Annotated in this window: 10 protein-coding genes and 1 pseudogene; 8 read left to right on the plus strand and 3 right to left on the minus strand. The window is 46.8% G+C overall.

Annotated features, from left to right (window positions below):
• Positions 1–378 precede the first annotated feature (378 nt).
• The 5 genes from QUA16_RS10120 (at position 379) to QUA16_RS10140 (ending at position 7,560) form a co-directional block, all read left to right on the plus strand.
• Complete coding sequence (locus tag QUA16_RS10120; RefSeq protein WP_333103251.1) at positions 379–4,179, plus strand: plasmid replication protein, CyRepA1 family; 3,801 nt, start codon at positions 379–381, stop codon at positions 4,177–4,179.
• Positions 4,180–4,354: 175 nt separating this feature from the next.
• Positions 4,355–5,335, plus strand: a complete 981-nt coding sequence (locus QUA16_RS10125) for a hypothetical protein (RefSeq protein WP_333103253.1) — start codon at positions 4,355–4,357, stop codon at positions 5,333–5,335.
• Positions 5,332–6,093: an HIRAN domain-containing protein gene (locus QUA16_RS10130; protein WP_333103255.1), complete on the plus strand. Its 762-nt coding sequence runs from the start codon at positions 5,332–5,334 to the stop codon at positions 6,091–6,093. The genes QUA16_RS10125 and QUA16_RS10130 overlap by 4 nt, the downstream gene beginning before the upstream one ends.
• 605 nt (positions 6,094–6,698) lie before the next feature.
• Entirely contained in the window at positions 6,699–6,839 is a 141-nt protein-coding gene (locus QUA16_RS10135; RefSeq protein ID WP_333103264.1) for a DUF4926 domain-containing protein, read from the plus strand.
• 79 nt (positions 6,840–6,918) lie between these two features.
• A complete protein-coding gene (locus QUA16_RS10140) occupies positions 6,919–7,560 on the plus strand; it encodes a restriction endonuclease subunit R (RefSeq protein WP_333103257.1) in 642 nt (213 codons plus the stop codon).
• 82 nt (positions 7,561–7,642) lie between these two features.
• On the opposite strand, the gene QUA16_RS10145 is transcribed toward QUA16_RS10140, so the two are convergent.
• From QUA16_RS10145 to QUA16_RS36880, 3 genes and pseudogenes are all read right to left on the minus strand, one after another.
• The gene (locus QUA16_RS10145; RefSeq protein WP_333103259.1) at positions 7,643–8,656 is read right to left on the minus strand and encodes a tyrosine-type recombinase/integrase; all 1,014 of its coding nucleotides are present in this window, start codon (positions 8,654–8,656) and stop codon (positions 7,643–7,645) included.
• A 106-nt stretch (positions 8,657–8,762) separates the two neighbouring features.
• Positions 8,763–9,155: a hypothetical protein gene (locus tag QUA16_RS10150; RefSeq protein ID WP_333103261.1), complete on the minus strand. Its 393-nt coding sequence runs from the start codon at positions 9,153–9,155 to the stop codon at positions 8,763–8,765.
• Between the two features lie 370 nt (positions 9,156–9,525).
• Positions 9,526–9,690, minus strand: a pseudogene (locus QUA16_RS36880) (transposase); the annotation flags it as partial.
• Between the two features lie 385 nt (positions 9,691–10,075).
• Here QUA16_RS36880 and QUA16_RS10160 point away from each other — a divergent pair.
• From QUA16_RS10160 to QUA16_RS10170, 3 genes are all read left to right on the plus strand, one after another.
• The gene (locus QUA16_RS10160) at positions 10,076–10,798 is read left to right on the plus strand and encodes a ParA family protein (RefSeq protein ID WP_015179842.1); all 723 of its coding nucleotides are present in this window, start codon (positions 10,076–10,078) and stop codon (positions 10,796–10,798) included.
• Positions 10,795–11,178, plus strand: coding sequence for a hypothetical protein (locus QUA16_RS10165; protein WP_333103262.1), 384 nt, complete (start codon positions 10,795–10,797; stop codon positions 11,176–11,178). Before QUA16_RS10160 ends, QUA16_RS10165 begins: the two co-directional genes overlap by 4 nt.
• A 938-nt stretch (positions 11,179–12,116) precedes the next feature.
• The gene (locus QUA16_RS10170; RefSeq protein WP_333103266.1) at positions 12,117–12,326 is read left to right on the plus strand and encodes a reverse transcriptase N-terminal domain-containing protein; all 210 of its coding nucleotides are present in this window, start codon (positions 12,117–12,119) and stop codon (positions 12,324–12,326) included.
• Positions 12,327–12,379 lie beyond the last annotated feature (53 nt).

Raw genomic sequence — 12,379 nt, forward strand, 5'->3', positions numbered from 1 at the left:
GGTATTCGGAAAAGTTTAGGGGGTATTCGGAAAAGTTTAGGGGGTATTCGGAAAAGTTGTAAATTTGAAACCTTTGTCCTGTATAGCTTTCAGCGCCTAAAAATCTCCTGAGTAGTTTGAGTAGTTTAACGGAGTGTCACTAACCACAGCAGCCGAGTCAGACAGGCTAAGGATTGATTTCAAATTCTGCCCAATATAAAACGTGACGAGAGAAATTTATCTGAGGTGCTGGAAGCATTGCCGTCAAACCAAACGCACGGGAATTGCCCGCAGCCTTGCTGACACCAGAGAAACACCCCTACCCCTACGAAAAGCCCCCTCAACCCCGCCTAACCGCTTCCGGCTGCCCCGACCTTCCACCAACACCGGAGGTGTGCTGTGAACGCGCCCATCTCCCCACTGTCCGAATGGCTGGCTTCGGCCATAGACCCCGACCTCATCGCCCTTAACATCCAAACCCTCTCAGGCGACACCCCGTACCAATACCTCCTGTACGAAATCAACGCCGCCTCCGGCAGAGTCCATCCCGACGCACAATGGCGGTGGGCCAGAAAGCACTACAGCCACATCGAACACGGTGGCTGGTGGTGCAATGGTCTTGACCCCCTCAACAACTGGCAACCCATGTATTGGGGCTGCTTCAAACCCCAAAGGCCCCGAAATGCCTTTGACCCCAAAGGCAAAATCAAACCCGTCAAATACGAACACCCCCCCAAAAGCCCCACCAGAGCCTTCTTCCTGCAAGTCCCAGACCACATCTGGGCAAAAGTCGCAGCCCGCTACGATTTGCCCATCGACAACTCAGACAAACAACTTGGCTTCTGGCAATGGGTGTGGGACAACAACATCCCCGTCATCATCGTCGAAGGCGCAAAAAAAGCCGGATGCCTACTCACACTGGGCTACGCCGCCATCGCCCTCCCCGGTGTCACCGGCGGTGTCAGAACCAAAACCCCGCAAGGCGAAAAATGCGACCCCTACCTCATCCCCGAACTCCAACACTTCGCCACCCCAGGGCGGGAAATCTACATCTGCTTCGACTGCGACAACAAACGCCAAACCATCCAGAACGTCAACCGGGAAATTGGCAAACTCGGCCGCCTGTTCGCAGCGGCAAATTGCCCCGTCAAAGTCATCAACCTGCCAGGGCCAGAAAAAGGCGTTGACGATTTCGTGGTATCGAAGGGCTCCGATGCCTTCAACGCCCTCAAAAATGAAGCGCAAGGCTTCCAATTCTGGCTCGCTAGGGAATCATGGCTTTTAACCTATCCCGCCTCTTTAAAGCTCAATTCTCGCTATTTGGGAAAACTCCCCTATCCAGAGTCCGGGTTAGCCTGCATCAAAGCCCCCAAAGGCACCGGCAAAACCCAAGCCTTGACTAACTTAGTCTCACAATCCCTTGACACAGGCGATCGCCGCGTGCTGATAATTACCCATAGGATTCAACTGGGCAGGGCTATCTGTGCCAGCTTAGGAATCAACTACATCGACGAAACCAGAGACTCAGCCGAGGGTAAACTATTCGGATACGGCTTGTGCATAGACAGCCTCCACCCCCTCTCTCAAGCAAAATTCAATCCTGAAGATTGGGAAGGTGCGATCGTCATCATCGATGAGTGCGAACAAGTCATCTGGCACGCCTTAAACAGTTCAACTTGCCGCGAGAACCGAGTCGCCATCTTGCAAACTCTGCAAGAACTCATCCACAACGTCTTGACAAGTGGCGGCTTAGTTGTTGCCCAAGATGCCGACTTATCCGATTACAGCATCGACTACCTAATAGCCATAGCAGGCATCCCTATTTCGCCTTGGGTTGCTGTTAACGAGTGGCGGCCAAAACGAGGGCGAGATGTGACTTTTTTTGCTACTTCTAACCCGGCTTCGCTGTATGTGCAGATGGAGCAAATTCTGTCTCAAGAAGTCACTTGTTGCGACCTGGAAAGCCGTGCTGAATGTTGCCATATAAACGCTACTGAATGTAGCTCTATAAACCCTAGTAAATCTCACCCTGTAGAGCTACATCGACCGCGCATTATGGTTGTAGAAGACTCTCAAAAAGTCACCGGAAAATGGTCTTGTCGCAACCTGGAAACGCAACTGCAACGCCGCTTTCCCCATCAGCGAATTCTTAGGATTGATAGCGAATCAGTAGCCGACCCAAACCATCCCGCTTATGGCTGCATTGAGCAACTCAATGCTCAGATCAAAAACTACGATATTATCATCGCCAGCCCCACGATTGGCACTGGTGTCAGCATCGATATCCGAGGTTACTTTACAGCAGTTTTTGGCATCTTTAAAGGGGCGGTAGCCGTCAATGACGCTTTGCAAGCTCTAGCCCGTGTAAGGGATGAAAATGTGCCTTGGTTTGTTTGGACTCAACAATTTGGTTTCGGCAAAATTGGCAATGGCAGCGCTAGTTATCGAGCAATAATCAAATCTCAGCAGAAAGTCATTAAAACCAATATCAAACTGTTGCATGACGCTGATTTTGACATAGATTTCGCCCACGACCCGATTCACTTGCGGACTTGGGCTTTAATGGCAGCTAGAATCAACGTTGGAATGTGGAACTACAGAGAGGCTATTTGGGAGGGATTGAAGGCTGAAGGGCATCGGATAACATTGTGTCGAGAGACTCAATTACATCGGGAGATTAAAGTTATACAAATGCAACAATTGGCGGCTCACAATTGCCAAGACTGGGATTTATGGGAACAGCTAACTAAGCAAGCGCAAGAATTAGAAGAGGAGTTAGACAACTTAGAAACTGTAGCTAATTGTCTTAGCGATGAGGCAAAAGTAATCAGGGAAGAGAATAAGGTAGCTGAGGCTTCAGGGGTGGCCAATGCTGAAAACATTACTCTGTCTGAATACCTGAAATTGAAGGACAAGCGGGCTAAGACGAAGGCAGAACTAGACAAGCAGCGTAAATATCAACTGTGGGATACTTATGGAGTGCCTATTACGCCCGAACTAAAACTCAGAGATGATGATGGCTGGTTGCCAAAAATTAGCCTGCATTATTATCTAAGTTATGACCCTGAATTTGTCAGATTGCGAGATAAAAATCACTTGGCTGGACATCAGGAAAGGGGTAAAGGTAAGGTTTGTCCCCAAGATTTGCGCTTATTTACAGCTAGGGTGGAAGCACTTAATAAATTGGGAGTGATGGAGTTCTTAAACCCGGACAAAGAGTTTCGAGGGACTGACGCGCTTGTGATAGCTTTTGCTGAGCGGGTTAAGCTATGTTCTGTTGATGTGAAAGACTTTTTGGGCATCAGCGTCAATCCCAAGGCTAAGCCGATGGAAGTGGTGCAGTATATTTTAAGGGGTAAGCTGGGCTTTACTTTGCGACGGGTTCGCCAAGAAAGGTCTGAGGAACGAGATGCTTTAGGTAGGCCCAAACGCATTAGGGTTTACCAGTTTGAGTTTCCCCAGGATGGCAGGCAGACGATTTTTGAGGTTTGGCAGCAGCGGGATAAAGAGGCAGTGTCTTTGCCGGAAGCTGCTACTCAGTGTTTAAGAGGGGTATCTAGTGGCACAGGGTCGGATAATAGTATAGAGATGTCTGAGGATGTGTTTTCTGAGGGTGTGCCTCAACAGAATGATCGGGTGGTCTCGGCTGACACAGGGTCGGATAATAGTATAGGGATGTCAGAAGGTGTGTTTTCTCAGGATTTGCCTCAACAGATTAATGAGGTGGGAACTGTTGGCACAGGGTCGGATAATAATATAGGGATATCTGAGGTTGTGCCGCCTCTTGGTTTATCTCAACAAAATAATGAGGTGGGAACTGCTGGCACAGGGTCGGATAATAATATAGAGATATCTGAGGGTGTGCCGCCTATGGATGAGGAAGTGACTCACGCTACTCAAGTGTTTGGAGTGGAAGCTGCACCTAGGGAGACATTAACAACAGAAGGGATGGGAGTTGCAGCTTCATATCAGGCGATAGAGCCCGAAAATCATGCTATTCCTACTTATGAGACAAAAGTACCCCAAATAGCACCGTCTGAGCTGAAAGTTGGCTCGGTGGTGAGGTTCTGCGGTGAGGTTCAGAAATATGTCGTTAGAGCTGTTTCTGGGGCTCAGGTAATGGTGAAATCTCTGTTTTCGGGGCAATTCGTCAACACTTACACACACCGCTTAGAGCTTGCAGAAGAAGGGACAGGATGAGTTATTTATGGCATCGCGCACACATGGGGACAAGAAAGTTGAACGGCTTATTACACAAGGGTTTGAGTTAATAGTCTCAAAAAAGATCGAGAGTAGAGGCGATCACGATTAATGCTCAGTTCAGCCTTGTATTTGTGAACTGCGAGTGTGGCAAAAGAAATAGGTTGAACAATTTATGTCCGATGAATTCCCCATCATTATTGTCACCCAAGAAGCTTACGAACTTTCTAATCAGGAAGCAATGGGGAGTAAGTATAAGTTTTGGTTTGAACACCCAGAACTCGGCCGCTGCCTGTACAAACAAGCAAGACTTGATTTAGGCGAAGATTGGGCAGAGAAAGTGGCCTCCGAATTGTGCGAATTACTGGGAATTCCTCATGCTAATTATGAACTGGCCGCCACGAGTGAGGGGAATCTCGGTGTAGTCTCTTCTTACTTTTTACCCAACGGTGGCACCCTCGTTCACGGTAACGAACTTCTTACTCCCATCGTGCCAAATTACCCCACCTTTGCAACCTACAACCTGTCGCAACATACAATTGATCTAGTGTTGAGAATTATCTCTGATGAATCTGTGAATTTACCTATTGGTTGCACAGTACCCAGTGGCATCCAAAAAGCTGTAGAAGTGTTTGTCGGCTATCTTCTGTTAGATGCGTGGATTGGCAATGGCGATCGCCACCACGAAAACTGGGGTGTTATCCAAAATAAAGCAATGCTTACTTCAGGGGAAACAGTACACCTAGCGTCTACTACATCCGAAACAGCACACCTAGCGTCCACTACATCTGAAACAGTACACCTAGCACCCACTTACGATCACGCTTCTAGCTTAGGTCGCGACCTCTCTGATGAACAAAGGCAAAACCGCTCAGTAAAGTTTTATGCTAACAAATGTTTCTCAGCTTTTTATGGTAACGTTGATGATAAAAAGCCTCTCAAAACTGTTGATGTATTTGAGTACGCTGCACGTTGTTATCCGAATGCAGCGCATATATGGCTTGAGCGACTTGAAGGTATCTCAAAGGCGAATATACTAGATATTTTAAATCGAATTCCTAACACTCGTATCTCGCCTATTGCCGCCGATTTTGCCCAAAAGATTCTTGAATTTAATCAACACAGACTACTTACCTTGAGGAAAGCGCTACCGTGAAGACAAAATCAACACTTTTTTTGGCTTGGCAAGACCAAAATAGCCGCTCTTGGTTTCCCATTGGCAGGCTAACATTTGATGGAATTAACTACGAATTTACATACACACAAGGCGTTTTAGAAGCTCAAGAAAAGTGCGGTTTTGAACCCTTAGCCTCGTTTCCGCGCTTAGGTAAAGTCTATACATCAACTTACTTATTTCCCGTATTTGCTAATCGGTTGATGCCAAAAAATCGCCCCGATTACTCAAGTTTTATTCACTGGCTAAATCTTTCTCAGCATGAAAGAGATCCAATTGCCATGTTAGCCCGCAGCGGTGGGCGACGAGAAACAGATACGCTTACTGTTTTTCCGTGTCCCGAACTAGATTCAGAAGGGCGGTATCGCCTTCACTTTTTCTTGCATGGACTGAGGTATTTGCCACAATGTGCAATTGAGCGAGTTAACCGCTTAGAGACTGGAGAAAAGTTATGGTTAGCTCACGAATTTCAAAATCATTATGATTCTAAAGCATTGACTTTAAATACAGAAGACCACTATATTGTCGGGTATTGTCCGCGATATTTGAATAGTGAGATTTTTGAAGTTTTATTGATAAATCCCAGTTTGGTAGAGGTGCGCGTAGAGCGTGTCAATCAACCACCGACACCGCTTCAGTTTCGCTTGCTGTGTAATATAACTTCTCAATGTTATGATGGCTTTCGCCCCTTTTCAAGTGATGAATATCAGGCTTTGATCGGTGAGGTGGCAACTGTTTAACTCATAGGTTACGGTGACAATTTTTAGGGTAAAATGATGTGTGGATTGTCAGGAAAATAAAATTTTAACCGGGAAGTAAAACTCGCTCAGCCCATGCTTGATAATAACGTCGTTGCATTAAGAGGTTTAGGCTTCAAAAAGTACAATGCGAGATGCGCGTCAGCTTTCCCCAAGTCCCATCGCCGATTCTCTTTTTAGTGGTAAACGACTGAACAGGGGACATTAGGGTATCAAAACGGTATCAAACCTGTATCAAAACGGTGTCAAAAAACTGACGATGGTGGTTTTCTACGTTTCTCCGGGCGATCGCCTGACGGGGTAACAACTACTCTGCGACCATTTATAGATAAAGCTTTGAAGCTCCTTAACCTAAAAAAGAACCCGGCTTATTGACAGGTCTATTGACAATAATGATGATTACGATCGCCCCCCAGCTTCCTTCTCCGTTGTCGAAACCTGAAAAAATGGCGTAGGCGTAGCCAGCGTGAGGCTTCGCATTCCTCCATCTTTTTTGAGATTAATCGGTTTAAACCGCAAGTCTTGCTAGCTTTCAGGTTGCTTGTCACCCCGTCAGGGCGATCGCCTAAAATAAGGGTTTGGTTGAAGTGTACGAACCGGGAGTTTTTGAAGTTGAGTTTAGCGATTTGAATGGTCGGGCTTATGCGCTCGAGACTTTAAAGGCTCATCAACTGATGGTTTTACATCATTATAAGTTGACAGAAGAAATGTTAGTTAAAGTTTGCTAACTTCACCATATACTCATATACTATAGAGAGATTCACCGACACTCTCTACCAATTATCCACCTTCACTTGCATTAGAGCTATGGTTCAAACTAAACCGATTTCCAAAACCATCACTAGCTTAGACAATCTGGAAGAAAAATTTAATCTCCGTCCTACAGAAAACGCACAATTGTTTCCTGAATGGAATCAAAACTTACCCGAACTCACCGACCCAGAAACAGCCGCACTAGACCAAATCAGAAACCGATTTATTCGTCATCGCAAACGCGGTTCCTTAGCCGAAGGAACCATCAATCACTTAGTCATTTCTCCCTTATTAACTCTAACCGGCTTATACGACGAACCCTTTTTTGTCACTACAGAACCGGAAGTTGAACTCTTCCTAGAAGACAGAGACGAAATGCTGCGAGGACGCATCGACACCCTCATTATTCAACAGCAACTCTGGGTATTAGTTGTAGAATCTAAATCAACTATCGCCTTTTCTGTTGCCCTACCCCAAGCCCTCACCTACTTGATGGCAAACCCCAACCCAGAACGCCCCGTTTATGGATTAATCACAAACGGTGATGAATTCCAATTTATTAAACTTCTAATTCAACCTAACCCTCAATACGATTTATCTAATATTTTCTCCCTGTTACTCCCCTATCGCAATCAACTTTATGACATCATGCGAATCCTCAAACAAATTAGACAAATTATGCTACAATCATCCTGAAAATCATCTACTCGAATTTCCTCTTTTTTGTCAGCGACAGCTAGTTTTGGGCCTACTTTGATAGCAAAGTAGCTCTGATCGTTTACTGCCCAATTGTAATCCCTAACTTCAGAGCAGGATTATTGGCCCATCGCTCCGCTACGTGAGTATAAATAGAAGTCGTCCTGGGGTCTTTATGCCCCAACAAGTCCTGCACTTGCCGCAGTTCTGCCCCGGCTCGCAGCGCCAGCGTTCCCGCCGTATGTCTCAAACTGTGGGTCGATATCGTGCGCCCCGGCGAATGTTTCAGCCCTGCTTCCTTTAAATAGCCGTCTACAACCTTCCGTATCCCCCGGCGGCTAATCCGCTGCCCACCTGCCCGGTATCCCACAGCTACAAACAGCGGGCTAGAGGGCGCAAGCACTTCCATCGCTTTTCTCGCTTCCAAGTAATTCATCAGAGCGAGCGCAATTTCCGGCGTTAGCGGCACAATCCTAATGCTGCCCTTCCCCTCCACCCGAATCCCCAAATTATTGCCTTGCTGTACCAAATCAGCAATATTAGCCCGGTGCATCTCCACCGTGCGCGGTCCCTCCAGCGTCATAATCACCAGCAGCGCCTTGTCCCGCAGTGCCTTCACGCTGCCGTCGCTCTTAATCGTAGCCAGCAACTTCTCCACTTCCGACTTTTCCAGGTAAGTCACCTTCTCAGCAGCATCTCGCTTTTCCCTCGGTGGCTTCACGCTGAGGGCGGGGTTGACCAAAATCAGCCCCTTGGATGTAGCCGCATCGTAGAAACGCCTGACTACCGATAATTTCAGGGCCACAGTCGCAGGCTTCAATTTCCTGTCTTCCACCAACCAGCGGCGGTAGCGCTTAATATCATCCTTTGTCGCACTAGCAAGGTTGATTTGGGGGTCGGCGCGATCGCACCAAGACACGAACAGTCGCAACTGGCGGCGGTAAGTATCGGCGGTATCCGGTGCTGCGTCCCCAGCCGCGACATCGAGTTCTAAGAACTCCGCCCACGCCGATAGGAGGCTTGAAGCCGTAACCAGGGGGGTGATTTCAATGTCAGAAGCTAGACGGGGGTTGGAGCTAGAGGGATTGGCAAGCATAGCGAATTTTATTCATCGCGATTTAACTCATTAAACCCTGGATAGTTCCCAAAATTACTATTATGGGAATTATTACCAGGCAACAGCGATCGCTGTTGCCCTAACTTCACTGTTCGGTCGTGGGCTGATAAATTTGACGCAACTCTACCCAGCCGTAGATAGACGGGAAAAGGTGGCGGTCAGCCTCGTCGTCAATATCAGAATGGTGGGGGAAATTCTCAGGGTGTCCGTGAATTTTGAGAATTCCCCTGCGGCGCTTGGCAGCTTCACAGAGGAATGGTATGAGGATATTAGTTGACCACCTCACTTGGTCAGGAGTACGAAGGGAACAGTATTCGTAAGGTACTGGCACAATTTTGTGGATTAACAAGCGATGCGTGCCATTTCCAACAAGGCGACCGCAAAGTGCAATAGCAACAGCTTCTTGACCGTCGCCAGGGAACAAATGCGCTTTTAGTTGCTCTAATTGGGCGGCTGTCAAATTTAGAGATGTTTTCATGATTTAGCCCTTCCTTGGTCATACCAAATCCGGGTTAGTTACCCCCTTTATCGTCGGGAGTAAAGAAACTTGCGCTCGCGATCGTCCAATAAAAAGAACTTTTATAGTTGAAAGGAAGAAGAGAAAATTGTCTAAAATTCAATAAAGCTTGCTAATTGACGAGCAGCAAAAAAGTTTCTCTGTCCACTTGCGAGCGTGTGAAATGAATAGATAGCAATTATGAAGTTAGTAGAAGCGGAAAATTATCAGTTATCCTGTGGCTAAAATTTCTGGCTCTGGCCACCAAGGATAAAAGGTAAGATTTTTGATTCTCTCTGTCATGGTCGTCGCTAAAATTTGATAGCGCGAGGCGAGCACTTCTTCTCGCATCATCAAGGCTGTCAAAACTTTTATTAACTTTCAGTTCATCGGCAAGACACCACAGCCTTTCTGCTGGCTGAAGTTCAGGAGAATAAGGCGGCAAATACTCAAGAAAGATTCCTTCTGGAACAACCACTTTTTCACTCGTATGCCAGCCCGCCCTGTCAACTACTAAGCTGCGTAGCAGCTTATCAGCATACGGCAGCACTGCGATCGCGGTGGAACGCTATGCCAAGCGCGACATTGCTTCAGTTGCCTCACTCGCCAGCTATGGGAGAAACTTACTCTAAAGACTTAAAGGTATAATACGTTTAAGTGTTTAACCAATGACCGCAAGCCTTGCCGACGTGCGCTCGTTACTCAAAAGAGCAATCGCCCCGGTCGATCGTTGGGTCTAACCAGCCAGACAAAATACCTCAGACTTTAACTGCCAATCTGCGGCTGACCTCAGAATTACCCATAAACGGTTAAACATATTAGACGTTTAATATATTAGGATTTTAACACTTAAGCTCATAAAACTGTTAAGCTAAACAATGATTAGACCTTAATAGGATTTTATGTTGAAGGTCGCTATTTTCAATTTCAAGGGCGGTACGGGGAAAAGTACCACAGTTTTAAACTTAGGAGCTTGCCTCGCCGCAAGTAAGTGCCGCGTCCTGCTGCTCGACTTAGATGGGCAGCGCACCCTTAGTTTTGGGTTAGGTCAAGACGGTCAGCAGCCGACAGCTTTAGATTGGCTTCAGGGAGATAACGTAGAGCCATTAAATACAGAGGTAAAAAATCTGTGGCTGATTCCGGGGGATTTGGGACTGTTCCAGTTGCAGTCACCTCATGATTTATTCACCCCAGCCCTCTCTAAGCTTAAGGGGTTTGATGTGTGCCTGATGGACTGTTCGCCAGGGCTCTCCTCCGTTTCGGTACAGGCTCTGTTGGCGTGCGATCGCGTGTTGATTCCGACTTTGTGCGAACCGGCAGCCCTCAAAGGGTTGTCGGAAGCGGTGGAATTAATTCGAGGGGAGCAAACAGGAGTGCCAATTGAGGTGTTACGGACTCGCTATAAGTCGCGCTTGCTGTTAACCCAGGAAGCTGACAGTTTGCTGGTTGAGGCTTCTGTGGAACTGGACTATCGGCTGCTGCATACGGTGATTCCTGACAACATTGCTGTGGCAGAATCCATTGCTCAGCAAAAGCCTGTCACCGCCTATGCTGCCAAGTCCTCCGGTGCTTCATCTTATCGGTTTTTAGCTAAAGAATGCAAAAAATTGTGGAGGTTGTCGTGAACAAACCTAAAAGTAAGATGGGGGGGATTGGAAAGCTGAGCCAGTTTTCGGGAATTAAGCAGTCACCGGCACCAGTAGATATTGAAGCTGATAGGGTACCGGCTCTTGACCCTCCGGTTGAAGCTGCGACTCTGGCTAATTCCAAGGAGAAACTGGTTGCGGTCAATTTCAAAATTACTCGCAACCAGCAGGAATGGTTAGCAGATACAGCCAGACTTGTTAGGGACAACAACGCCCAAGCTGTGCCACCAGCAGAACGAGTGTATCCTCAGCATTTGATGGGTGTGGCGATTTCTCTGTTACAACAGGCTGATGTGGACTGGAGCCAAATCAAGAATGTTGAGCAGTTGCGTAAACAGTTAAACCTATTAAACCTTTAGACAATAAAGTGTATAAAGTATTAGTGAAGTGTGAGCTCTGGTAGTGCTGCCTGTTGCATAACTCCTGTCGTAGTGGGAAATATATTTTGGTGAAAGGAGACAACCTCTTGCGCTTTACTGTCCTTTTCTTCTCCCGTCTGAATCTAGGCGAGGGCTTTTTATTTGAGAGTTTTTGTCTCACAGGATGTCTAGTCAACATACCTTTGAAGTTAGTTTAAGCTGTGATGACTAGACATCCTCTAGATCACCCGCAAGGGAATGCTATCCATGCTGTCTGCCCAATACAATTACCTGTTGGCTGATAGATTTAATTGGTACGAACAAAATGTGCGATTCGTTTAGCCGAAACCGAACTCGGAGGATGGCTAGCAAGGTAGAACCTTGACAACTTGATAAACATGATGGTGAGGAAAGTAACCTAGAAATCCAAGTCCATCCCTCTTGGTATAAGAGTGAAAGCCATACCCTCACGGTAGCGACTAGCCATCAATCCGTGAAGCAGGGTAAAAGATAATCCGAAATAAGCCTGACATAAGGTTATCTGGCAAGGACTCATGGATACGCAAGAAAGCTACGTCTGAACTGTGGTCATCGTAGATTGGTGAAACAAGGCTGATACACCAAAGACAAAACAAGTCAACGAGTGAAGATAAGCGGCGTGTTTTAGTTGTGATATACCTCAAAATCACTCCCGCAGAGAGTAGCATCCTAAAAGTCCAAAACAATGTTTATCAGGAACGAAGTAACCTCTCGCTTGCTCCTTTGGAGGTCGAATACCAAAGGTAGGTGCTAACTACAAGCAACGAGTAGGAAAGATAGAGTCAGAAGCCAACGCTCAGGGTAATGCCTGAGATATGCAGACAGACTCACGTTTAACCGATTTGGATAGTTTCAATGTCAGAGGATTATTCAAGACAGTGGTCAGTAAAACTGAACTCATGGTGAACTGGAAAGATATACCGTGGAAGAAATTTCACCGTCATGTCTACCGCCTCCAAAAGAGAATATTCAAGGCAAGTCAACGTGGTGATGTTGGCACAATGCGACGACTCCAGAAGTTGTTGATGAAATCCTTTGCTGCTAAATGTCTAGCAGTCCGTAGGGTGACACAGGATAATCATGGTGTGCGACGTGAAGTCGTACATTAGGCGCATCTGCGCTGAATAACTGGAGAGCCGCCTCTCCCGGAGAACTCTCTCTC

Source organism: Microcoleus sp. S13_C3 (assembly GCF_036700905.1).
In the GTDB taxonomy this organism is placed as follows: Bacteria; Cyanobacteriota; Cyanobacteriia; order Cyanobacteriales; family Microcoleaceae; genus Microcoleus.